General features: G+C 57.6%; 12 protein-coding genes. 2 read left to right on the plus strand and 10 right to left on the minus strand.

Annotation, left to right across the window (positions count from 1 at the left end; genetic code table 11):
• Window positions 1-48: 48 nt before the first annotated feature.
• The 5 genes from CKW38_RS07620 to CKW38_RS07640 all read right to left on the minus strand — a co-directional run bounded on the left by CKW38_RS07620 (window position 49) and on the right by CKW38_RS07640 (window position 11,026).
• Window positions 49-1,533, minus strand: coding sequence for a glucosyltransferase domain-containing protein (locus CKW38_RS07620; RefSeq protein WP_095112358.1), 1,485 nt, complete (start codon window positions 1,531-1,533; stop codon window positions 49-51).
• 165 nt (window positions 1,534-1,698) lie between these two features.
• Window positions 1,699-3,120, minus strand: coding sequence for an amino acid permease (locus tag CKW38_RS07625; RefSeq protein ID WP_007916772.1), 1,422 nt, complete (start codon window positions 3,118-3,120; stop codon window positions 1,699-1,701).
• 305 nt (window positions 3,121-3,425) lie between these two features.
• Entirely contained in the window at window positions 3,426-7,019 is a 3,594-nt protein-coding gene (locus CKW38_RS07630) for a hypothetical protein (protein ID WP_095112359.1), read from the minus strand.
• A gap of 388 nt (window positions 7,020-7,407) precedes the next feature.
• Window positions 7,408-7,533: a hypothetical protein gene (locus CKW38_RS30365; RefSeq protein WP_256588356.1), complete on the minus strand. Its 126-nt coding sequence runs from the start codon at window positions 7,531-7,533 to the stop codon at window positions 7,408-7,410.
• Window positions 7,534-7,771: 238 nt separating this feature from the next.
• Complete coding sequence (locus CKW38_RS07640; RefSeq protein WP_095112360.1) at window positions 7,772-11,026, minus strand: hypothetical protein; 3,255 nt, start codon at window positions 11,024-11,026, stop codon at window positions 7,772-7,774.
• Between the two features lie 525 nt (window positions 11,027-11,551).
• Between CKW38_RS07640 and CKW38_RS07645 the strand changes: the two genes are divergently transcribed.
• Together CKW38_RS07645 and CKW38_RS07650 are read left to right on the plus strand one after the other, a co-directional pair.
• Window positions 11,552-14,695 carry a transglycosylase domain-containing protein gene (locus tag CKW38_RS07645; protein WP_095112361.1) on the plus strand — a complete coding sequence of 1,048 codons (3,144 nt, stop codon included), beginning with the start codon at window positions 11,552-11,554 and terminating at the stop codon, window positions 14,693-14,695.
• Window positions 14,696-14,887: 192 nt separating this feature from the next.
• Entirely contained in the window at window positions 14,888-20,011 is a 5,124-nt protein-coding gene (locus CKW38_RS07650; protein ID WP_095112362.1) for a dermonecrotic toxin domain-containing protein, read from the plus strand.
• A gap of 218 nt (window positions 20,012-20,229) precedes the next feature.
• On the opposite strand, the gene CKW38_RS07655 is transcribed toward CKW38_RS07650, so the two are convergent.
• The 5 genes from CKW38_RS07655 to CKW38_RS07675 all read right to left on the minus strand — a co-directional run bounded on the left by CKW38_RS07655 (window position 20,230) and on the right by CKW38_RS07675 (window position 25,894).
• Window positions 20,230-20,733 carry a CS1 type fimbrial major subunit gene (locus CKW38_RS07655; RefSeq protein ID WP_042704860.1) on the minus strand — a complete coding sequence of 168 codons (504 nt, stop codon included), beginning with the start codon at window positions 20,731-20,733 and terminating at the stop codon, window positions 20,230-20,232.
• Between the two features lie 33 nt (window positions 20,734-20,766).
• Window positions 20,767-21,510, minus strand: a complete 744-nt coding sequence (locus CKW38_RS07660) for a hypothetical protein (RefSeq protein ID WP_007916787.1) — start codon at window positions 21,508-21,510, stop codon at window positions 20,767-20,769.
• Window positions 21,511-21,554: 44 nt separating this feature from the next.
• Window positions 21,555-22,763 carry a hypothetical protein gene (locus CKW38_RS07665; RefSeq protein ID WP_007916788.1) on the minus strand — a complete coding sequence of 403 codons (1,209 nt, stop codon included), beginning with the start codon at window positions 22,761-22,763 and terminating at the stop codon, window positions 21,555-21,557.
• A gap of 4 nt (window positions 22,764-22,767) precedes the next feature.
• Window positions 22,768-25,290 (minus strand): CS1-pili formation C-terminal domain-containing protein, encoded by a 2,523-nt coding sequence (locus tag CKW38_RS07670; protein ID WP_007916790.1) that lies wholly within the window; start codon window positions 25,288-25,290, stop codon window positions 22,768-22,770.
• A gap of 112 nt (window positions 25,291-25,402) precedes the next feature.
• Window positions 25,403-25,894 (minus strand): CS1 type fimbrial major subunit, encoded by a 492-nt coding sequence (locus CKW38_RS07675; RefSeq protein WP_095112363.1) that lies wholly within the window; start codon window positions 25,892-25,894, stop codon window positions 25,403-25,405.
• Window positions 25,895-25,981: the final 87 nt, after the last annotated feature.

Consider the following 25,981-nt stretch of genomic DNA (forward strand, 5'->3'; position numbering starts at 1 on the left):
CGGTCTGCACCGCAGACTGGCGCGTTCCTCCCGACGAATAATCAGCACTCACCATTGCAACAACCGCCCGTGCGGCGGCTCCTTCATGACGATAAACCCGTAATCGCCGAGCAGATAAATGCGGTAATACAGGCTTTCCACCAGCGCGGGATATTGCAGATAGCCAACGTGCGTGGCATTGCGGCGCTCACGTTCGGCAACCACGTTGGTGATGCCCACCGAAGGCAGGTTTTCCGCGAGCATGTAGTAGTCGACATTGAGCAGATAACGCAAAACCGGCAGTTGCCTGAACGATCCCTCGGCGCTGGCCAGCCAGCGATCGGAGTAGTTGATCGACAGGTATATACGCTTGGCTTCTCGCAGTTCGCGATGGGTGACGATGTCGTGACCGAGGCTGTACAGGGCTGCAGTGGCGAAGGTTTTCTGCATGCTCAACACGCGGCCGTAGGCAAACGACAGCGACAACGTCGCCAGCAGCGGGATGATCAGCAGCAAGGGCAACCAGCGGTTATGCGCCGCCAGCGCCAGACGGCTGAGATAAAACAAACACACCAGAAGCACGCCAAACCCCATCAACGTGCGCGCGCCCTCGTTGAAGTCGCGAAACAACAGCGTGATACCTGGCACCAGTAGCACCAATACAGCAAAAACCGTCAGGCCCAGGATCACATGACTTGCGCGCCGATCCGGACGACCGAGACGGGCCAGCCCCAAGAACGCACAAAGCACCAAAGCGGCAAACACCCAAAGATATCCGCCGTGAAACAACAGCGCGGTTTTTTCCAGCACGCGGCCCATGTTCGTGCCGATCTGCAGGAATGGATGCCCTGCCCCATCGAGCCGTTCTGAATAGCGCCCGGCTGTCATGAACGGATACGCGGTGACGCCATAGATCGCGATGCCCAGACCGAACTGCGCAAGCTTGCCGCCAAGCAAACCCCAGACCTCAGTCCACGATACTTGCCGGTGCAACGCCCTGAGCAACTCCACACAACACAAGCCAAGAAAGACGTTGACGCTGATCTGGTACAACCCTGTGCCCAGTGCAATCAGTAACGCCGGTATCAGCCAGCACTGCACCCGAGTCGCACCGTGAAAGGTGATCGCGTAGATCATCGCGACAAGACTCAACGCCATACTTGGCCCGTCGTACTGATAGGAGAGATTCTGCAGCAGGAACGGGTTGTACCAGAGCGGCAATGGCACCAGACAACAGGCCAGCGTCGGCTCGACAAAGTAGTGAAACGTCAGCCGGGTCAGTGCCAGACTCATCGCCAAGGTGGCGAGCAGCAAAGGCAAAGGGAAGACATCCGGCGCAGCGCCGGTGAACGTCAACGCCTGATACAGCCAGTCGGCAAACAGCCGCCCGTAACCGGCCCAGGCATTACCGGCGGCCAGTGCGCGCCAGTTGTCGTCGATGTAAGGAAAGTCGGCGAGGATCAACGGCAGAACATACAACCCGGTCGCCAGCACAAAGAACAGCAGAACCTGGCGACGACCGAGCTCGCGAACGACAAAATCGCTGATCCTCATGGCGGCGCCTCTGTTCACGACTGCGCGGGGAGCGGTGTGTGATAAAGCTTTGAGCGGCCACGGCGGTTTTGTATCGCTGTTTCAGACCAGTGGTCGGGCGGCACCAGCCCCCACAAAAAAGCCCCGATCTCGCGATCGGGGCTTGGCTGTATCAGCGTTTTTTACTTAAGACGCCGAACGCGCAGCACCTTGTGTCACGTTACTTGGTTGCAGCTTGAACACGTAGAACAACACCGTCAGCAGCACCAGGAACGCAGGGCCTACATACAGCGCCACGCGCGTGTCCGGGAAGTACGCCATCAGGCCGACCACCAGCACCAGAAATGCCAGGGCAAAGTACGAACTGACCGGGTACAGCCACATCTTGTACTTGAGGCCGGCACGTTCGCTGGCGCTCAGGCCTTTGCGGAATTTCAGCTGAGCCAGCAGGATCATCACCCAGGTCCAGATCGCGCCGAAGGTGGCAATCGAGGTCACCCAGACGAAGACTTTCTCCGGCACCAGATAGTTGAGCATTACGCCCAAGAGCAGCACCGCAATCGACAGCAACAGCGCACGACGCGGCACGCCGTTATTCGACGTTTTGGCAAAACCGGCCGGGGCCTGGCCATTCTGCGCCAGGCTGTAGAGCATGCGCCCGGTGCTGAAGATGCCACCGTTGCACGACGACAGCGCGGCGGTGATTACCACGAAGTTGATGATGCCGGCGGCGGTCTTGATGCCCAGACGCTCGAAGGTCATCACGAACGGACTGCCTTGCGTGCCGATTTCGTTCCACGGGTAGATCGACAGAATCACGAACAACGCGCCGACGTAAAACAGCAGAATCCGCCAGAACACCGAGCCGATCGCATCAGGAATGGTCTTTTGCGGGTTCTTCGCTTCACCGGCGGTCAGGCCGATCATCTCGACACCGAGGTAGGCGAACATGACCATTTGCAGCGACATCAGCACGCCGGTCACGCCGTTGGGCATGAAGCCGCCGTGGGCCCACAAGTTGGAAATCCCCAGCGCCACACCGTCATTACCGAAACCGAAGGCGATGATGCCGACGCCACCGATGACCATGGCGATGATGGTGACGATCTTGATCAGGGCGAACCAGAACTCGAATTCACCGAAGGCTTTGACCGCGATCAGGTTGACCGAGCCCATGCTGATCAGCGCCGCGAGGGCCCAGATCCAGCGCGGCACGTCGGGAAACCAGATGCCCATGTACACGGCCACCGCGGTGATTTCCGCGACGCAGGTCACCAGCCACAGGAACCAGTAGTTCCAGCCCGTGAGGAAGCCCGCCAATGGGCCGAGGTAGTCTTGGGCGTAGCGACTGAACGAGCCGGCGACCGGATTGTGCACGGCCATCTCGCCGAGGGCGCGCATGATCACCAGGATCGCCAGACCACCCAGAATGTAAGACAGCATGATCGCCGGACCGGCCATTTCGATGGCCTTGGCGGAACCTAAAAACAGACCGACGCCAATACAGGCACCGAGTGCCATCAGGCGAATATGCCGTTCGCCGAGTTCGCGTTTGAGCGGACCGCCCTGAGCGGTGTCGCCGTGAGGCAGGTGATTGCCAGTTGGCATAGGGGGACAACCTCGTCTTGTTATTGGATATGACCACCGAGTGTCGAAGCGTCGGCCGATAAGCCTTGGCTGCTGTGAAACCGCGCCTGCCTCGTGGGCAGACGCGTCCTGCAAGAGAACCTGCAAGATCAGCGGGGCGTGCAGTATAAAAAGCCTGAGGCAGGATTTTTCACTCTATAAACCACAAGATTCAGCGGGAGTTGTCGCGAGAAGGCCAGCAGACCCGTTGGATCAACTGGCACAAGTAGGAAAACTCGCCACCGAAAATGGCGGCGAGTATTGCACAAGGATGGTGCAGCGTCACATTACCCGGCGCCCACCGTATCAATGATCAGCACCGGTCTGGTCACCACTTTGGTAACTCTGGAATTGGGGTGGACGCCGACCAATGTGTCCGGCCGCGTTATCCAGCCAGGTTTCGCCGAGGAATATTTTACGATTGTTGCAGCGCCTTCGCTGATCTGGAAATGCAACTTCCAGGACCGCGCCGAATGGTCGTACTTCATGAAGGCGAAACCCACCATCCTCGAGTCTACCTGTCCGCTTGCATTCACGCGCAATCCATAGTCCGGATATTCCATGGACGCGCTGAGACCCAAGCCATGTTCATGAGTGGCGAGGCCGTTGTATTGAGCGAGTTCCTTTCCACCCTCGACATGCCGTACCCGCAGGCGACTGGCGTCCAACTGATCGACCACCAACGAACAGCCACCGAAGCCTGGCGTAAATACATGATCGGGCTCGCCCCACTTGGGATGGATCGGGATATCGACATAGCCTCCCTGCGCTGCCCAATAACCCACCACGGCATTCGATGGTTGCGGAAGTTTGCCGAATTTGGGGTCATGAATTTTCAGTGCATTGAATTCAGCCCGGGGCGAATTGACGGGCTGAATGCGTTCCATGACAAAGGCGAAACTCGAACCGCCCTGCTTGTTGACCAGTCGTTTCGTGATCTCGTCGCTGTAGTTGACTCGAACCGGCTGCAACAACCCTGTTGCCACCGTAAACCGGCTCAACTGCGCTGGCGACAACGCTTCATTGATGCTGGTGAGCTGAAACGAATATTGCATCAGGGAAGACTCACCCCAATCGTACGCCAAGTGCTCAACCTCACTTTTAGTGACGGCTTCGATAACGGGCTCCCATAAACCGTTGGGCAGCCGCTCGCGCACAAATGCCGGGTCCGGACGCAGCGGATTGCTTGAGGTGTATACGAGCTGATGGCTGACACTGGCACTTTCATCAACAATCTCGCCAGCCGGGACGTCTGCCGCCCCCGGCGGAAGATCGCCGCCGCGCAGTGAAACTGGCTGCCATTGATCCGGCGCGACTTGCCAGAGTCGGGGACCGTGGGGACGATTGTTCAAAGGATCAACAATCACCACGTCCGTTAAATCAACTTTCAGATTGAAATCATTCCTGATGCCATACACCGCTTCCTTGCCGGTTGCATCGATGTTGCGGATATAGAAGCGCTGGCCATCGGCACTGCGATAAATACCGTGGGCATTGGCTTCAAGTCCACTGAGTTCCGCTGGCTTGAAGGTGAAGCGCTTGAAGTCGTTATTGTCGAATCCGCCCAGTGCGAAGCGGCCAGGCTTGGGCCGGAAATCACCCGGCGAGCCATAAAGACGATTGCTCAGCGGATTGTAGTGATACCACTGCTCGTTTTTCAGCACACCGAGGCCGTCGACGCTTAGTCCGTTTATTTTCCAGGCACCGATCAGCGTCGGCCCGTGTTCTTTACGCAACATCTGCACCAATTCGCTGAGGTCCATCGCCTTGCGTAATTTCATGATTTGCTGCAGACCGTGACTTCCGATGAATTGGAGCCCGTGACCGACAAGCCGGGTAACTCCCACCCCCACGTCGCGCAGAGCGGTCAACGGGTTGAGTTCGGTAATCACCACCGCGCCAATTATTCTCGCAGCCTTGAGTGTCTTGCTGATGGCTGAAGCCGTGGAAACGCCGATCCTGGCCAATTTCGCGGCAACACTCGCACCGGCAGTCACGAATCCCAATACATCGAAAAACAGATCCATCGCACCGTCGAAATAGTTGCCTTTGACGAAATTGGTGATCGCCGACTTGAACGGGATCAGGTCGACCACGAAATCAATAACCTTCTGCACCGCTGCGTTTTCCCGGTCTTGCGTAGTCTGGCCACTGGCGGCCTTCAGAATGGCCTCGCTGTCCAGATCGAGATGTTCAACAAAGGCGTCGGCAATCAGCTCGGTCCTCTCGCTCGAGTAACTGGCGGGCACCGAAGTTCTGTTTGCGGTCTGTGGCAGGAGCTTCCCGGCCTTCGACTCGTCAGCCAGCTTGAACGGTTCGATGGTGTACTGGATGCTCGGAACAAAAGCATCGGTGCGTTCCGTCACCTCCTCTGGATCGTAGCTGCGGGTATGAATAACGCCTTGCTTGAGATCGATCTCATAAAGCTTCGACTCATGGCCCAGATCAACTTTCACTCGCAGGGTGCCGTGTGTGGATGTCAGGTTTTTGCCGAAAAAGCCCATACTCAAACGGTAAGTCTTGTATTGGTAAAAAGAGACTTGGCCGTATTCGAGATTTTTCCTGTCCTCCAGAGGCAACTCGGCGAGCAGATGTTTAACCAGCAGCCGGGAACCTTGCTTGATGTTACTGACGGCACTCTCGAATTGAGTCTGGAAGGCGTCGACTACACCGAGTTCCAGCGGCGCATTGATCTGGTCAAGCAGCGGCTGCAAGCGAGGATCCCGGGTCGTCCATTGATAGTAGGGAGGGCCTCCCATCATGGCGATGTCGAGCAGCGAATATCGACCGTTCAGGGTCGGGTACAAGAAGGCACCGTCAACAGCGGCCACAGTGGGCTGTTGCAGCAGCCGCTCTTCAAAAGGAATGTCGCCTTTGAATTTTTGCTTGAGTCTGTGCTTCGCGATGGCTTTGCGGCTCGGAAGTTCGCTGTTCAACAGGATCGAAGCATTGAGGCGGTCAGCGAGTTGCCGGTTGTAGTGTGTCTTGACGTTTTCCAACTCGTCCTGGGGGTAATGTTCATCATTATTCTTCTGCAATACGCCGCTGACCACGCCCCAATCTGCCAGGGCGGCGGCATTGACTTGCGGCGCAACTTGCGAGTCGATCCGCGCAGCGCTTTCTGCACTGGCCATGACTTGGGCAAACGTCATATACGCCACTTTTCCGGGTGTGTGAGCCTCAATCGTTCGCGCAGCGACTCTCAGGTTGAACCATGCCGTCGTGCCGTATTTCAAACTGGCAGGCAACTGCTTGACGAGAAACTCGGGCGCCTTGCGAAGCAGCAACAGTGCCGCCGTCAATCCAGCCAGTTTCCGGCTACTAAGACGTTCCTTGATCAGGTAATCAGTCAGATTGCCAAAAACCGCCGAAACAGGTCTGCCCCAAAGTTTCTCCCCGGCCAGGTCGAAACCGGCAACTTTGCGAGGCGACGGTTGATCAATATCCCCCTCATGCAGGCTCAAATGGATGCCAGCCATTGCGTATTCCCTGGCGCTGACATCCGTGGCGATTCCGTTCAAGCGGGTCTGGATCGCCTGCCCCAGCGCCTGCCCGCGAGGACTGGTAATAAGGCGAGCCAATGCCGAGTGCGGATCACTCAGTGCCGCATTTGAAAGCGGCTCGTCAGCGTCCAGGTAGTCCAGTACTCCGGCACCGGGTATCGACACAATATCGAGGCTGTCCAGATAAACACTCGTGGCGTGCAAGGCCTCTTTTTGCTGCGCGACCGTCAGTGGAATCGGCCAGGATAATGCTCCGGCAAAGTCAGCAAACGGATGGGCAGTGACTTTTTCGACTTGCAGAAAAGTTGCGATTTTTTCCAGCTGATCACTTTCGGATAACGATACTTCAGCAACAACGTCTACATTGGATTCAGACATCTGTTGTTCCTTGACGGGATTAATAGAATCCAAAGTAGATAATGAATTCGGCAGAACATAAACCGAAGAACCATTACCGATATAGCGCGCCAACACCGACAGACAACAATTTAATCAACAACCATGAAAAAACTGTTACTTAGTGAATGTCACAGAACATTATAAACAACAGACACCGATCGCCATAACTTGGCGCACAGCAAAGACAGACATTCATTTGACCCGCCCAGACGCGCATCCAAAAATGCTTCTCAACATAACAAATGAAAATCTTGAGATTACTGTTACAACAAAAAAATCGCTTCCTGAAACAATATCTACATGATTGAACGATGTAGGTATTGCTGCAGGCAGCGATCTTTGTTGATGGCCTTGAACGCTTGAAACCTTACAGCACCGAACGCGCGGCACTTTGCGGCAGATTATTCGGCTGCAGTTTGAACACGTAGAACAAAACGGTCAGCAGGACCAGAAACGCCAGCGCAAAGTACGAGCTGACCGGGCACAGCCACATCTTGTACTTGAGACCGGCAAAAAGCCTGAGGCGGGAGTTGTCGCGAGAAGGCCAGCAGACCCGTTGGATCAACTGGCACCAGTAGGAAAACTCGCCACTGAAAACAGCGGCGAGTAATTCACAAAAAGAGCAAGCCGTTCTGCTTCGCCCTGCTTTTTACCGCTCTCGGTAACGCGTTACCGGCGCTTCCGCGCCCCCCGTACGGACGAGGTTCGAGGAGTTGCCCCTTCAGGGCGGATCACACGCTCAGGGGCATGGCGGAAAATTTTTCGAGAGTGTCACGGACGTCGGTCAATTCGACATCGCCAGGCCGGAACTCGTTGACAGCATAATCAGCGCCGCCGCGTTTTTTTCCATAGGTCTTGAAGGTGCTCGCCAAGGACCCGTTCCCGAACGCTTTAGACAAACCTTGCTGTAAGGTTTGTCTGGTTTCAAATATCGCCATGCCAGAGTTAGGGTCGAAAAAAAACCATTCCTGCTTGCCGCCTGTGAATCGGGTGCCGGCGACCATTCCGTGACTTTTAGTACCGATCATGAGGATTTTTGAATCACGAGAAGCGACGAGTTCATCAATGATGTTCTGGGCATCCATTTTTTTAGGCGCCCCACCTGTATGAAACGAATACTTGGGACCCAGTCTCTGTTGACTCTTTTCCAGAGCGGAAATAAATCGCGCCGCTTGCGGATGAGTTTGCTTCTCGGCGGCCTTCAAGACATTGCTCAAAAGAGTGCCTTCTCGCCGATGAAGATAGGCATACGCCATGGCGTACGACAGGGCGGCGCATCTGCCATTGGAAGCCATATCGACCCGTGCCAGAAAATAACACTGCGAGAACGGCTCCACTGTTACGCCTTTGGGCATGTCCTGACGGAGAAGATTTGTATAAAACGTGGCGTCGTCAAACAGGCTGTCTTCTATCTCCCTTACCAGAGCCCCCATTTCTTCAGGGCGGCGGCCGGGTTGGGCCGCCAACTCGACCAATTGCTGCGTGTCCATTCGGAAGCTGTAATCAGTGATGGCCTCCAGAATATCCAGCCCGTCGTCATAAGCTTTTCTAAAGGCTGGAAAGTTGAGTGGCGTGCGGGCAGCCGCGATATTGGCGCTAAAACCCGCATAGCGATCGGCATAGCCGGCATCCACTCCAGAAAGGCTGCCCAAACGGCCTTGTCTGGGCTGAAAGTTGCCAGGGGCGCCATAGATCCTGTTGTTTACAGGATTGTAGGGATACCACTGATCATTCTTCAAAACGCCTATCCCAGCGATATTCTGCTCGCCTACCTTCCAAGTACCAGGCAATGCAGTCCCGTGTTGTTTTCCCACCGCCTGCAACAGCTCGTAGCTACCCGCAGCCCCGCCGCGCAATCTGGCGATATTTCCCAGGCCGCGGTTCGCAAGGAACTTGACTCCGTTGCCTGCGAGCCGCGCGCCTCCCGTTGCGAGACCGTGCAACCCGCTGAACGGATTGAGTTCGCCGATAACCAGTGCGCCGATGATTTTCGCGGCCTTGAGCGCCTTGCTGAGTGCCGATGCCGTCCTGGCGCCCAATTGTGCCAACTTTGCCGTGGCACTCACGCCAGCGGTAACGAATCCCAACACGTCGAGAAACAGGTCAATTGCACCGTCCAGGTATTTGCCGTCGATAAAATTGCTGATGGCCGATTTGAAGGGAATCAGATTAAGCAGAAACTTCACACTCCTCTCCAGCACCTCCACTTCCTGATCCCACGTGGTCAGGCCTTCAGCGGCTTTGAGAATATCTTCACTGTCGTAATCAAGATGCTCGACAAAGGCATCGGCAATGATGCGGGTTCTCTCGCTGGAATAACTGTCGGGAACGGGAAATGTCCATGACGGGGAGGGTCTTCGCTTGAGTTTTTTGGCGATGTCCCTGTCAGCAAGATAGAACGGCCTCACACCATACGAAACGCTGGGGATATGCACGCTGACCCTGTCTGTCTGTGTGACGGGATCAACGTCTTTTTTGGTGATTGAGCCCGCTTTCAGATCGATGTAATACACCGAGACTTTTTTATCGATGCCCTGCTCCACTCTCAGGGTCAAATTTTGGTTGCCGGCACGCACAAACTTGTCATGAAACTGCAAACCGGCTTTGATGGTCTTGTCCTGATAAAAATCGATCTTGCCGTATTCAATGTTCTCTCGGTCTTCCAGCGGTAACTCGGAAATCAGATGGCGTATGGTTAACCGGGTACCTTCCTTGAGGTGATTGAGCGTCGCTTCAAACTCACGGTTGAAGATCCTTCGTACACGCAGATCCAGTTCGTTGATGTCGTGAATACGGAAGTTAACGAGTGGGTGGCTGGTTTTCCACTTGTACGTCCCGTCCATCATTGCAACGTCCAGCAACGTGTGCATCCCGACCGGCCCCTGGATTGCACTGGGTACCGGGGAGAGTGCGCCGACTATTTTCGCCCCCACCGAGCGGTCCCATTCAAGGACGTGTTCTTCAATCGGATAGTTCTCGCCAAACTCCTTCTTAAGGCCGGCCCGAGCTATTTCCTTGCGACTCGGGAACACACTGCTCAACAGAATTGGCGTGTTGAGCCGGTCGGCCAAGGCCTCATTGAAACGTGTTTTGAGTACATCCAGTTCAGCCGGAGTGTAATGTCCATCGTTTTTCCTTTCCACCAGCCCGTGGACAACGCCCCAATCAATCAGCGTAACGGTCTGCGCGTACTGAGTAACGGCCGGGTCGATCAACGCTGCACTTTCGGCGCAGACCATGACCTGTGCGAACTTCATCTTTGCAACCTTGCCCGGCGATTCAGCTTCGATGGTCGCAGCGGCAACGGACAGGTTGAACCATGCCGGCCCACCGTATTTAACTGCGGTCGGCAGGTCTTTGATCAGAAATAATGGAGCATGCCTGGCCAGCAACAAGTAAGCGCCCAACCCAGCCATTTCGGAGTTGCAGACACGGTCTTTGATCAGGTGTTCGCGCAGTTTGTTGAATACTGCTGCAACCGGTTCCCCCCAATGTTGCTTACTGTCCAGATCGAATCCGGCGACATTATTGCGTTGATGGTTTTCAATCGACTGCGGATCAAGGTCAAGTTGAAGTGCGGCCAGCGCGTAGTCGTTGACGCTTACATCCGAGGCAAAACCTTTCAAGTGAGTTTGCACTGCCAGCCCCAATGCCTGACCGCGAGTTCCGGCAATCAGGGTTTCCAGTGCCCTGGCTGGATCGCGCAAGGCGTCGGCGGCGAGCGGTTGCTCTATGTTCATTAGTTCCAGCAGCCCTTGATCCGGCTGCGGCGTGTCATCAAGACCGGCGATAAAAAGCCGAACGGCTTCCAACACCTGTTTCTTCTGCTCGACACTTAAAGGAATTTGCCAGGATAAAGCGCCGGCAAAATCTGCCAGTGCGCAAGGCAAAACCTTTTCGGCTTCACGCTTTATGGAATCAATATTATTTGTATCACTGTCAGTTACCGAAACAACATTCGAAGTAGAACTTTCAAACTCAGACATACACTTTTCCTTCAGGATTAAAACAAGGAAAAAGTAAACCTCCAAAACACTTAAATAAAAAGCCGACAACCATTACCAATTAAGTGTTTTACCAACTGTATGTAAAATCCAACCAACGATTCCTTCTAACAAACAATGCGCAATCACACTCAACATCATGAAAACAAATCATTCGAAGAAAAAAAACAGCCGGAAAACACAAGTCGATAAAAGCCTTATCAAGTTTTGTTCCCGCTCTCTTCGCTCGCTGTAAAACATATACAGGCAGTCATGCTTTTTAGCCGTCAGGAGCCTGTCAAAACGATCAGACCAGCCACCCCGGCGACCGAAGTTCGAGCGAACCGCGTGATCGTGTGGCGGGGGACGATCACGTGGTAGAAACCGAAAAGCCCCGGCCACTCATCGAGTGGTCGAGACGGCTCAGTGCTTCGAGGCGCATCCCGCTCACAATTCCCTCGCCCCTCGCCAACCACCGTCTAAGCTTCAGACAAGTCCGATCAATCTGCGTGAATGGATCAATCGACTATGGGCGCTTTGTGGCAAACCGATTCGAGTAAAGCCGTGGTTCCGACTGACCGTGTGGATGAAGCGCCTGTCCCTGAAAAACCCCGCCGCAACCGGCATGGGTGGAAGGCTTTCTGGTTGTTGCTGGTGATTATCGCGATTGTCGTGGGACTGGCCGCGTCCAAGGAAATGCGCACCTCGCGCTTCCAGTCGCGCGAGCTCAGCCAGTACGCCGCGTCGCTGACTTACCATCTCGAACCCGGCCCCAGCGAAGCGATTCGCTATCCGGGCAATGGGCCATTCGATCTGCGCCTGGGCTACAGCTCGCTGGATGAATTTCTGCCACGCCTGCTCAAACGCAATTACGTTATCACCGAGCAGACGCGTTTTTCCCCGGCGCTGCTCAGCTACACCGACAAAGGCCTGTTCGTGCCGTATTCGGAAAAGATCCAGGCCGGGCTGTCGATCACTGATTGCCGGGCTGCGCCGCTGTACAAGTACAACTACCCGCAGCAGCTGTATTCAAGCTTCGAATCCATCCCGCCAGTGGTGGTCAGCAGCCTGTTGTTTATCGAAAACCGCTTTCTGCTCGACCCGAAACAGCCGCTGGCCAACCCGGCAGTGGACTGGCCGCGCTTCGGCATGGCCGCCTGGTCGCAAGTGGCGAAACTGCTGCGATTGCCGGGCCAATCGGCAGGCGGCAGTACGCTGGCGACGCAATTGGAAAAGTACCGGCACTCACCGGATGGCCTGACAGTCTCCGGTGCCGAAAAGCTGCGGCAGATGATGTCCGCCAGCGTGCGCGCCTATCAGCCCGGCCCGCAAACTCTGGGGGCACGGCAGAACATCGTGCGCGATTACCTCAACAGCGTGCCGCTCTCGGCGGTGCCGGGGCATGGTGAAGTGCATGGCATGGCGGAGGGGTTGCGCGTCTGGTACGGCAGTGATTTCAACCAGGCCAATGCACAGCTGAACAGTCCGGCCACGGATCCGAAAACCATGGCGGCCAAAGGCTTGGTCCTGCGTGAAATGCTTTCGTTGATGATCGCCCAGCGTCGCCCTTCGCATTATCTGACCAAGGGCCGCGAGGAACTCGCCAACCTCACCGACAGCCACTTGCGCCTGCTCAAGCAGAACGCGGTGATCGACAGCGCTTTGGCCGATGCCGCCCTCGCCAGCAAGGTCACCTACCGCGACTGGCAGACCCAGCCGACCATGCAACCGATCGAAACCAACAAAGGCATCAGCGTCGCCCGCAGTCGTCTGGCGAGCATGCTCAACCGGCCGCTGTACGATCTCGATCGCCTGGATCTGTCCGCCACCAGCACGCTGCAAGGCGACCTGCAAACCCAGGCCACCGCCTACCTGAAAAAACTCGCCGACCCGGCCTACGCCGCCGAAATCGGCCTGCTCGGTGAACGCTTGCTGACGCCGACCAGCACCACCCAAGTGCGCTACAGCTTCACCCTCTTCGAGCTGACCCCGGACGGTTCCCGCGTGCGGGTACAGACCGACAGCACCGACCAGCCGTTCGACATCAACGAAGGCAGCAAACTCGAACTCGGCTCAACGGCGAAAATGCGCGTGCTCACCACTTACCTGCAAATCATCGCCGAACTCCACGACAAGTACGGCGCAATGGGCGTGCCGGAACTGAAGAAAGTCGAAGTCCCCGATCAGGACCGCTTGAGCCAGTGGGTCATCGACTACCTGATCCAGAACAAAGACCACGACCTTTCAAAGATGCTCGGCGCAGCCCTCGACCGCAAATACTCGGCCAGCCCCGGCGAGGCGTTTTTCACCGGCGGCGGCCTGCACACGTTCCATAACTTTCGCAAGGAAGACAACGGCCGCCTGCCGACCTTGCGCGATTCCCTGCGCGAGTCGATCAACCTGCCGTTCATTCGGCTGATGCGCGACGTGGTGCGTTATGTCACTTATTCGGGGCCCAACAGCAGTGCCGAGTTGCTCAAGGATGATCGTGACCCGCGCCGGCAGGAATACCTGGCGAGCTTCGCCGACCGCGAAGGCACCTCGTTCCAGCTCAAGTTCTGGAAAAAGTACAAAAACAAAGACACTCAAGCGCGCCTCGACACCTTTCTCGACAGCATGCGCCCGACGCCGATTCGCATGGCCGCCGTGCATCGTTACTTGCTGCCGGAGGCGAGTCAGGAAGACTTCAATACCTTCGTGCGCTCACACCTCAAAGGCGCCAAGCTCAGCGAAAAACTCACCGATGATCGCCTGATCCGCCTCTACGATTCCTATGGCCCCGGCAGTTACGATTTGCCCGATCAAGGCTTCATCGCCAAGGTGCATCCGCTGGACCTGTGGATGATGGGCTACCTGTTGAACCACCCGGACGCGACCTTCAGCGAGATCGTCAAGGCCAGCCATTTCGAACGTCAGGAAGTCTATAGCTGGCTGTTCAAGAGCAAGCACAAGGGCGCTCGTGACAGCCGTATTCGCACCATGCTCGAGATCGAAGCGTTCCTGGAAATTCACCAGCGCTGGCAGAAAGTCGGCTACCCGTTCGACCACCTGGTGCCTTCGCTGGCCACCGCCATTGGCAGTTCCGGTGACCGCCCGGCCGCACTGGCCGAGCTGATCGGCACCATCCTCAATGACGGCGTGCGCATGCCGACCCTGCGCATCGACAGCCTGCATTTCGCCGCCGGCACACCCTACGAAACGCAACTGGTCAATGACCCGCATGTCGGCAAACGGGTGATGCCGTCCGAAGTCGCCACGGCCATGCGCGAGGCGCTGTCGCAAGTGGTCGACGCCGGTACGGCAAAACGTGTTTCCGGCAGTTTCAAACTGGCTGATGGCAGCCCACTGGCCATGGGTGGCAAAACGGGGACCGGTGACAACCGCATCGAAGCCATCGGTTCGGGCGGGCGCATCCTCAGTTCGAAGTCGATCAACCGCACGGCGACGTTCGTGTTCTACATCGGCGATCACCATTTCGGCACCCTCACCGCGTTCGTCCCGGGGCGCTCGGCGGAGAACTTCAAGTTCACCTCGGCCCTGCCAGTGCAGGTGCTCAAGGGCATGGCGCCGATTCTGACGCCGTATCTGCAACCGGGCAGCGACTCGCAATGCACGCCAACGAAAACCGCCAGCGTGGCGATGCTCGAAGCGCCGCGCCCTACAGCGAGGTAACAAATCGTGTCGGTTTTTTCTGCATCAGAGTGACGAATTTTCGATTCGGCGGGTGGTATTCATGTATTTTTCAGATTCGAATTTTCGTCGGGTTGGTGCTGCGCAACGCCGTTTGCCTCCCGATCTTTGAACTTTTGTTTTGCCCTGCCCTGAGTAGGCTGATCACTCCTCAACAATCAAGGATGATTGGCCATGTCTCTCTCTCCCCAGCCTGCGGAAAACACGGACAAAGGACGGCACTACGAATTCATCAAATCCGCCGTCGACGACAATTTCAAGACCGCTACCGTCAGCCGGGGCCTCGCCCTGGCAGCCTCGCCACTGAAGAATGAAGCCTGGTACACCACCGCGCCCGCCGCCTATCTGAACAAACTCGCCGACGCCAACCTCAAGGCCTGGGGTTCGCAGAACCAGGTTGACCACCTGCTGGCGAAAACCGATCTGTACGCTTTCGCCGAACCGCTGCTCAAGGCAAAAATCAAACAACGTCACGGCATCGAGCCGGACGTCAAAAGCACCTTTCTACGCCTGTACCTGCCGAAAGAAAAACCGTGGTACGCCATCGATTTCTCCGCAGGTGTCGTGACCCGCACTGTCTCCTTGCTGGACGCCGCCCTGCACAACTTCGCCAACAGCGAAACGGTAGGTCCTGGCTCGGACTACATCAGCCAACCCGATGAACGCGGTCTGTTCGATGTCGTGCCGATCAAAAGCGCCATGCCCATCAGCCAGTTCCAGACGCTGTGCCGCGACCTGGATATCGGCGCCCAGTATAAAAAGCATCTGGAAAGCTATCTGCTACCGGGTGAACCGCTGGCTGAAGGCGTGCTGCAACACAAGGTGAACGAGAGTCAGAAAGACGCCCTCGCCGTCGCGGCGCACCTGGCACTGATCAAGGACGATATCCAGTACGACGCCTACAAAATGCTGCTGACCCTGGCCGAAGGCAAACCGCAACTGCGGCTCAATGGCCGTTCAATGCAGTGCTCTGACCTGTCGCTGCTCGGCACCCGCCTGACCGGGATCCTGCTACTGACGCATGCGGTATCGGACAACCGCGGTGTTCGACGGGTGATCGCCTACATTCCTCACGATCCGGATCACCCGCTCAAGGAGTACGACTCTCTGACAGCATTGCGCGATGAATTGACGCGGCAGTTTCGCGAAGACCGATTCAGTGCCTCAAGCCAACAGACCTATCGTCAATTCTTCAGCCAGTTTGTCGACCAGCAGCAGCGCGGACACTTCTTCGCTGAACTCGAACAGCGACTGTTCATCGTCAGGTATCACCCGCGTCAGGATCCGGCCGACCAGCGACCAGCGTGGCGCAAGGATCCGGTGGACAATCCCAACCTGCAATTCAGCCGGTTGAAATTACAGGGTGATTACTGGCGCCACGCCTATCAGCAAAAGCTCAACAAGATTCTCAACGATGCCCGGGAAATCGCCGTCTCCACCGCCGACACCGACAGCAAGGCGCGCTGGGCGTGGTGGGACAACTTCAAGAAAATCCTCTCGGACATTGCCAATGTCGCCTTGTTGATCGCCACTCCCTTCGTCCCGGGTCTGGGCGAACTGATGATGGCCTACACCGCTTACCAACTGACCAGCGACGTCATCGAAGGCATCGTCGATCTGGCCGAAGGGCTTTGGCAGGAAGCCGCCGGGCATGTCATCAGCGTGGTGACCGACATCATCCAGTTGGCCGCCTTCACTGCGGGCGCGCAGATCGGCGAAGCCTTTCGCGTGAAGCTGTCGCCGTTGGTCGACGCTATGAAACCGGTCAAGCTGCCCGATGGCAAAAACAGTTTATGGCACCCGGATCTGAGCCCTTACGCACGCAATGAACTGATGCTCTCGCCAGACGCCAAACCTGACCACCAGGGACTGCATCAGTACGGCAACGAAAACGTCCTGCCACTGGAGGGCAAGCTGTACTTCGTCGAAAAAGCCTCGACTGACGCGACGTCCACCACCCACCGCATCAAGCACCCGAACCGCGCCAACGCCTACCAGCCACGGATCGAACACAATGGCCACGGCGCCTGGGTGCATGAAGCGGAAACCCCGCAAGACTGGCCAAATGAAGCACTGATGCGGCGCCTGGGCCATCGCGTCGAGCGATTTTCCCCCAGGGAACTGGAGCAGATCCGCATCAGCAGCGGTACCGACCACAACGCTCTGCGCCAGATGTATGTGGACACCCGTCCACCACCACCGCTGCTGGCCGACACGGTCAAGCGGTTCAGTGCCTACGACGATATTCGCATCGCCACCGCCAACATCCGTAACGGGCAGCCGATTGCCGCTGAATCGGTGTGGCTGGAACCGGTGCTGACCAGCCTGCCAGGCTGGCCGTACAACCGGGCGCTGGAGGTGTTTGCCGACACCGACCTGGCCGGCTATTCGCGCAAGTACGGCAACCCCCAAGCGTTGGAGGCCGATACCTTGAGCATCAGTCTCGCCGATCTGAACGCGGGCAAGTTGCCGGATCGGGTGGCGGGTTTTCTTACCGAGGCAGAGTTCAACAGTCTGCTGGGGCGCGAGGTTCCCCCTGGCGAGCGTGTTGCGGCCTTGCGCAATCAGCTCGCCGATGACGTCGACAAACGCAGCGGCGCCGTATCCCGGCATGTTTATCAAGCTGGGGAACGATCAGGCAAAGCCGATATCCAGCGCGTCCGACAGACGTTCCCGGATCTTCCACTCGAGCTTGCAGAAAAAGTCGTGGCGCAGGCCAAACCCGCCGAACTGCAACGCATCGCCGATGAACAACGCCTGCCGCTGCGCCTCAAGAACCAAGCCCGAGAACTGGATTTCGAAGCATCCGCTACCCGGGCTTACGATGGTTTTTATCACGATGAGTTGATCACTGCGGAGACTGAACGCCTCGCGCTCAACACCCTCAGAGTCAATACCGACACCTTCGCCGACCTGCGCCTGGAGGTTCGCGATGGCAGCTTTGACGGAACGCTGCGCTGCAGTGTCGGGCCGGCTGACGCAACCACCGTCAGACGTCTGATTCGCGACGAACGGGGGCGTTATGAAGTGCTCGACGCCAATAACCGCCAACTGCATGAAGGCGATGATTTCTACGAGTCGATTCTTCATGCGGTGCCTGTCCAGACCTTGCCTGAAGTGGGTTATCAACGCGGTCAGGGACGCCCGCTGAAGCTATGGATCATGGAACAGGCCACGTCCCCTGCACAGCGCCGAACCGCGCTGGCAGAGCCACCCATCCGCCCGGTGGCGACGATTGAAACCGAAACGCTGCTGCGCGGCTGGCCGTGGCCGTTTGCCAAACAGACACCGGAACAACGAATCAGGCAGCTCTACCCGTACATGAAGGAAAGCGAGGTGACCACCTTCATCGAAGTGTTGAAACGCAAGGGTGATAACCCCGAAAACGCGATCAAACAGCTGGAAAACGAACGCGAGGATCTGCACCAGGCACTGCAGAAATGGCGTGACAATTACCCCGCCGGCATGGACGACTCGGGAGATCCGGCCTACGGAGCATCCCTGGATTACATGCACAACGGCGGCAGGCACATCGAAGACAAGTTGATTGAATGTTTCGAGCGTAAAAGCGATCTGTTCGAAGGTGGCAGCAATCATCCCGAACAAGGCTATACGCTGGACCTGACGTCCGATTTCCTGAGCTTTGAGCTCGAAAGGTGGTGGAAAGATTTACGCGAACAACCTGACCTGCAGAAACACCTTGAGCAGATCACCTCGCTGAGAGTCAACAAAATGCCCCTCTCGCCTACCGCCGAAGGACTACTCGGCAGCCTGCCGCGGCTGCGGCAATTGAGCGCCCGCCAGTGCGGTCTGAAAGAGATACCTTCCACCCTCGGCCAAATGCGCCGGCTCGAGTATCTGGATCTGAGCGACAACCGGATTCACTTGACGCCACAGTCCGGCGAACACCTCAACGCACTGGTGCGTCTGCGCACGCTGAACCTGAACGGTAATCCATTGGGCGTGCCACCCGATGTCGGGCGGATGTCCCAGTTGTATGAACTGGGCCTGGCCAATACCGACATTAAAACCTGGCCCGAGGGGTTGTTCGAACCCGGCAGCGGCGACTGGCCGCGACGGCGCGGTTTCATGCTCGACATGCGGCGGGCGCCGATCAATACCCTGCCCCAGGTCACGCCCGGCTCCGATCAGGCGTTTGTCCTCAGCCGCGCGCGCTTTGACCTGGCAAAACTGACCAATGAGGACAGGGTGCGTTATGGCCTGTATCGGCAATCTTCAGGCCTGGGTCTGGTGCAAAGCTATTTGCCGGCAGCCAGCAACGAGCTCAGCCATTGGCAAATGTTTCCCGTTGAGCCTGGCGGGTTCGGACCGTCCGCAGCGTTGCAAAAATATCGCGAAGAATCCTGGCATGACCTGATGGCCGAACCAGACTCCGCCGGTTTTTTCAGCGTTATCCGCAAGCAAAGGGAAAGCGCGGATTACCGGACGAGTCGCGGTCGACAGAATTTGACCCGGCGCGTATGGGAAATGGTCGAAGCGGCGGCAATCGATTCACAACTGCGCGCAGAACTGTTCAAACAGATTGTGTCCCCCGACGATTGCGGCGATCTGGGTACTCAGTTGTTCAATTCACTGGGGATGAAAGTACTGGTATCCAAAGCCTACGAGGAGTCGACATCAGCCAGCGCTCTGGATGACAGACTCGTACGCCTCGCCCGCAGTGCCGCCCGACTGAACCGAGTGACCGATGAGGCAGATTTTGAATACCAGCGTCAGAAACAGCAAAACAAGATCGATAACAGCATCCCCGCTCCCGATGAGGTAGAAATCCATCTGGCCTATGAGACCGGGCTGGCCGAAAGACTGGGGCTGCCCTGGCAGGCCGAGGGTATGCTCTACCGACCTCGCTCCGGCGTCAGTACCGAACAACTCGACGCGGCCTATAACACGATCATCAAACGCGAACAGGGCGATGGTCTGGTCAACGGAATGATCCACCTCTATTCGAAGAAGTTCTGGGAGACTCATTTGCGCAAGAACCACCCGGACCGCTATGAAACCAATGATGATTTTTACGCGGAAAAACTGGGACGGCTCGATGAGCTGCGTGATGCGCAGGCTGAATGGGCCAACGCCACGCCACAAACGCCGCTCAATCAACTGGCGCGAAAAATGGAAAGCCTTGCCGATCAACTGGGCATACCGCAGGCAGAGGTCTTCAGCGGCGAAGCCATGAGCGCCGCACGCCACAGACGGCTGTCGGACAACATTGGCTATGAGCGCGATGAACTGTCCAGGCAGTTGACTCGTGAAGCATTGGCCAGGGCGGGTTTCTGACGACAACGCTGTTGCTCTGCCAGCCCGGTCAAAGCTGGCAGAGCTTCATCGCGCCTGCGCCACTTCCGAATCCCGAATCACGGTGACGTGGCCTGAGTAACTTCACGCCACGCCGGGCTTCGATGTGATGCACTTCGGCCGCTGCGGCGCTGACGTTGAGCGCCAGCAACAGACCGCCACAGGATCGGGCCAGGCGCGAAGATGACTACGCAACAGCCTCATTCGACACCCGGCGCCCTGGCGTTGAACAACAACACGACGTTGCCGCTGTAATCGCCGGAGCGATACCCGCCCGCCGGTTCGACAGGGCTGATCTTCAGGGCCACGCGTTTGCCGGCCGCCGCCTCTTCCTGAGACAGCACCTGGCGCGGCGTGATGTGTGAACTCAACTCCACGGCATTGAACGTGACCTGTAACTCGATCACCTCGCCGGGGCGGCCGTTTTCCAGATAAGGGTCGGAGCCAAGGCGCGCCTCGATCGCGCCGCTGTCGTGGCGCAGGTCGAAATTTTTCTCCAGGCCACCAAGCGTCGCACGCGGGTAATCCCAGGCAAGCCGCTGGGTCCGGTGAATCCAGTCCGGCTCTGCGGGAATAATGTAGAACGGCCGGCTGGGAATGGTCAGGGACACTTCAAAGGTGTGTTCTTCGCGAGCGGCCCAGGCCCCAACGCTGGCCAACACGGCAGTGGCCATCAGCGTGCCGAGGATGCATTGCTTGATCATGTGGTTTACCCGATGCGTCATTGGAAAACAGACCTAGCGACTGGCGGTCTTTATGGTTTTTCTGGCGCTGCCCTCGATCAGGAAGAAGCGGTACTCGCGCCCCTTGTCCTTGTCGAACGCGAAAGTCTTGCCCGCCAGCACATGGTGCTTGGTGGTCGCACCACAGTCGGTTTCCTTGCTCAGCGAACAGCTCTTGAACTCATCGACAATCACTACGGTGTTACCGTCATTGCGCAGCTCATAGCGGCTCTCGGTTTCATTGACCACGGTGGCGAAACGAACGTCCTTGGGCCGCACGAAAAAGATCGTGCCGAATCCGGTCATGACATTGACCCCGGCCGAAAGCGATTTTTTGTACTCATCCCGCTCTTCGCCACTGACCACAAAGTCGTCTTCCTTTTCCGGGACTACCGGGACAAAACGCACGCGAAAATAACGCTCACGATCACGCTCGCCCATGTACAGCAAACGCGTGCCTTGCATGCCCTGAGCCGGGACGATCAGCCGCGCCGGACTGGCCATCAAACCATTGCGTGAGGCGCCGTCGGCAGCGTTCTCGACTGCAATTTCCTGCGGCTTGCCATCGCTGTCGTAGATGATTTCCAGCACATTGATCTTGACGAATGCCGTCGCGTCGCCGCTATTGAACACGCGTTTCAGATAGGTACTTTTATCGGCGTCGAGATAGTCGTAAACGGTGCCGACATTGATCTGCGGACCGGCCTGCGCCGTCAGGCAAAACACGCTGAGCAGGCCCAGCAGAAAACCACGGTTCATCGTTTTCAACTCCATGAATGTCGAGAATGGCCAGGCGGGACCGCTCATGCTTCCGAGTCCCAGATAATGGTGATGTTGCCGCGCAGCCGGTCACTCAGGCCGGGGCGCAACAGGAATTCGATGGCAAACGGGGTCATGTCGAAATGCAGCGTGCCGGGCTTGCGATCCACGTACAGGCTTGGCAGGAACGGCCCCGCCCACTCGTCGTGTTTTAACGGATGCCGGGTGACATTGCCGCTGGGACCGGTAATCCCCGTCGGCAAGCTGAGGGATACTTCGACCTCGGTGGTATTGCCCTTGGGGCTGCCGAGCTTGCACGCCGGGCCGCCAGTGGAATTGCACACCATCTTGACTTTGAAGCGCGACGAGGCGGACAGGTAAAACAGCTGATCGCGAAAAATCCGTGTCGGCTTGCGCCCGCTGTCGATCCAGCGCGCCCAGCCACCTTGGGGTTCCAGCGACACCTGGTTGCCACCCGGCGGCAGATCGACCTTGAGGGTGTGCTGTACGTCCAGCACGAAGTCCAGGGTGAGGTTGCCGTCATCCGGTTGAAATGTCGCGCCCATATCGAAATCACCGTTGGGACCCATGCTGTAGGAGATGGATCCGGTGTACAGACCGCTCGACATGTTCAACGGGTTTGGGGTTTTCAGCTCATACGCAAAATCAATCCTCTCGAAGTACATAGAGGGGATGCGAAAAGCGGCGGTTTTGGTACAGGGCGCTTGCACAGGCGTCTGCCAGAAAAAGCGATAGGTGCGATCGCTGTACCCGGCCACGCTAGTGCCTTGGCAAGGCGCCGGGGCATAAAGCCAACCGCTAAGGGACGTCCAGAGGATGTCATGGCCTGTGGGGGCTGCCACTCCGGTCAGGTTATCCACGCTATCGCTGAGGACAAATCGGGAGCCGATACCAGTAATACGCACCTCTACGGTTTCCGTTTCCTGAGTATCCTGATTGGTGACCGTCAACCGTCTCCAGCCAGCCGGAACCTGCACTGAGACATCGTCACCCGGCCTAAGCTCGCCTGAGCTGTAGCGGACGGGCAACTCAATGCTGAACATGTTGTTGCTGGCGCATTGCGCGGGGAAGTTCACGCAATAGCCACTATTGGGTGTCTGGTTGACGAACAGGTTCTTGCCCGGCTGAGAAGCATCCGGTTGAAACAGCGCGCGGATCTCCTGATTGATGGCCTGTGCCGGCGACATGCTCAGCGCCAGCGCCAATACACATCCACTTGTGATTATCTTCATCGGATCAACCTGCCTTCTGTTCGGTGAACGTAACGTCGGCCAGCGTGTCCGGCGTGCAACGCAGGTCGCCGATCATCAACACATCGTTTTCGCTGCGATGGCTGCCGGCATCGAGGCGGAACTGGCACAGCAACTGGTTGCCCTGACGCACTTCGAGGGTCGGTGAGCCGGCGTTCATTTCCATCGAGAAGAAGCCGTCGACTTCCGTTACACCGCGGCTGGCGTGGTTGATCACGTGATGGCCCTTGAGCGGCCGTCCTTGTGCGTCCACCAGTCGACCGAGCACGGTCAGGGTTTTCATCACGCGGACTTTGCGGTACTCGACCCCGCCCTTGTTCAGGTGATAACGGGTGCGTGCCGGTTCAATGCTCGCCGCCGGCACGTGGGTACCCTCGAAATCAAAACTCACCGAGCTGTTCCGGTACGCGGTGATCGGGATGAAATTGCGCCCCGGCTTCAACGCCGCCCCGCCACCGCTGTAATCGTCAGCCCGCAGGACGATGTCCTCGATATCCGACTCGACATCGACGATCATCCCGGCGCCGCGCACATCGCTCTGGCTGGTCATGAGCATCTGTTGCCCGCCGACCACCAAGGTGCTGTCAACGTTGAGGCCGCCGGTGAAGTTGCCGTTGTAGGAGGAGCGCTGAATGAAGCCATCACCATTGACCGCGTCGGTGCGGAAGTTGGCGAGGCTGGCGACGCCCACCCCGTAAGTATCGGTGAGTGCCGTGAGCGACACGTTTTGCAGGACGTGATCCTGAAAATCCTTGCGCCAGCCGAGCGAGGCGTTGTTGTCACGCGTGCCGTCGCGGGCCGTGCGTGAGCCGATGCTGCCGGTGATCTGCTGGCCGGGTGCGCCAAGCGCCATGTTGATGCTCAGGTCGACCCCGCGATTGCGCGCATCACCACTGCTGTAACTGCCGGGCCGATCAAACAACGAAAGCCGCCAACTGGCGTCACTGCCCAGCAGGGTGGTGCGCTGCGTCCAGCCCAGATCCATACCCATGCCTTCGACATTGCCTTCGCTGTGCGACACCCGCGCATTGACTGAACTCTTGCTGCTGACGCGATGGTTGAGCGCCAGCGAAGAATTGCTGGTCTGGCCGATGAACACGTTGCGCGGACGAACCCGAGTGCCATCGGGCAGGGTGTCGTAGGTATAGGTGGTGTCGAGCCAACTACGACTGTGACTGACGACGATGCTGCCGGCGCCATAGTTGTAGAGGCTTTGCAAGTCGAGACCAGTGCCGTAATCCTCGGTCTTGTAGACGTTGGCGTAGAGGCTGAGGTGATTGGCCAGGGTCCAGTCGATGGACGTACCGTATTGCAGTTTTTCGCGAATCTGCCGCGCCGACAGCCCGAGGATCACCCGCGGATGCAGCAGGTAATTCACTGACGCGCCCGCCGTCGGATTGCCGCTGGCCTGGGTGTCCCAGTTGCTCAGCAGTTTCTGTTCTTCGCCGGCAAAGACGTTGTAGCGCCAGCGCTCATCGAGGTTGCGCCAGTTGTTGGGCTTGTACACCAGCTCCTGGGTGGTGGAGGTGATCTGACCGTCTTCGATCAGCCGTACTTCCACTTCATAAATGCCGCCGGGCAGCGGTCGGGTATCGAGGGTCTGCAAACCGGCCGGCACCGATTGGGTATTGATCAGCAGACCATCGCGCCAAATCTCCACCGAGCCCTGACGGTTGGCGGTGACATAGATCGGATAAACGCTGGGCATCGCGCTGTTGATGGCCAGGCTGTCGGAGCTGCCGTACATCACACCAACGGCGGTGTCGGGGCTGGTGCCGAACGTGCGCGGCTGGCGCATCAGCCCTTCGGAATTGGGGGTGAAATAGCCCAGACGGAAAAAACTGCCTTGCAGTTCGCGCTGGGTGTGCAGCTCCTGGATGGCGTGATAAAGCTTGTCGTCCGGGCCACCAAGACGGGCAACTTGCAGGTTCAGCGTCTGGCTCCAGTTGCCCAGGCTTGAACTGGCTTCGAGGCCGAAGCGTCCGCCCAGATCCTGCTCCTGACCACCGTTGAGGTTGAGCTGGTTACGCACCATCAGGCCGTGGCTGCCACTGTCGGGCTGCTCGTAATAGCGCTTGGCCTCAACGTCGCGCTCGGCATTTTCGGTAAGGATCGAGACCAGGGAGTTTTCCAGGTTGTAATGCACCGCCAGAAACTGGTCCGGACAGGAACCGCTGCACGCGCCCAAGGGCACGCCGGGCTTGAGATAGCTCGCCCATTTTTCCCGCTCGGCCGGGCCGAGACGGTTATCGCTGGTGTCAGTGAATTCGAGCAGGGTGATGCGATCATCGTGCGACAACACCACCATGGCCTCACCCAGCGGTTGCTGATCGACTTCGACCCGTACCGCCAGAGGCACATCAAAGAAATGCTCTTCGAAATCCGCCGGCAAACCCTTGGCCTGCGCCAGCAGACTGCGGGGCGTGGTACCGGTGGAGTTGGACGCCACGGCTGCGCTGGCACAAAACAACAGCGCAAGCGCAGCCGCGATGGGTGTCATCGGGAACATGAACTCGTACTCTGATTTACAAACAAGGAAAGTCCGACGGGACAAACACTGCTATCTACCCCGTCGGTTAGCGCCACTGGTAAAAGCGCGCCTTAGTGCCTGATCAATGCGATCAGTTGCCAGCAACCGGTGGCACGGCATCAAAGATCATCGCCACGGAGCCGGTGTAATCCCCCGGCACGAAGTTGCTGCCCACCGCGCTGATTTTCAGCGGTGCGCGGTAGTTGACGTCCGACTCCGATTCACCCACAACCATTTGCGGGGTGAGGGTCAGTTCCTTGTTGTTAAGCATGACTTGCAGGTTGATCGAGGTATTGCCAGCGACCAGCTTCGGCTGGCTTTCCAGGCTGGCGTGTACCGAACCGTTGTTGTTGCGCACATCGAAGAACCCATTGACGTCGCGCATTTTCCCGGTGCTCGGCTGGTAGCTCATGTCCTGGTCTTTGTTGACCAGGTCCGGATCGGTCGGCACTACATAGAAACCGTTGGTCGGCACATGCGCGACAAGGCTGATCGAGTGCGACGCTTCACCAGCGGCGAATGCGCCAGTCGAACCCAGTGCCAGGAGAGCCAGTGGAGCGGCGATTGCGAGTTTCTTGAACATCGTTATGTACCTGTTTTCTTGATAGGGGGATGAACATTGAAAGTTCAAGACAATCACTGCCCGAGTCGCTGCCCGAGTTGAGCCAGG

The organism is Pseudomonas sp. Irchel 3H7, assembly GCF_900187605.1.
GTDB lineage: Bacteria > Pseudomonadota > Gammaproteobacteria > Pseudomonadales > Pseudomonadaceae > Aquipseudomonas.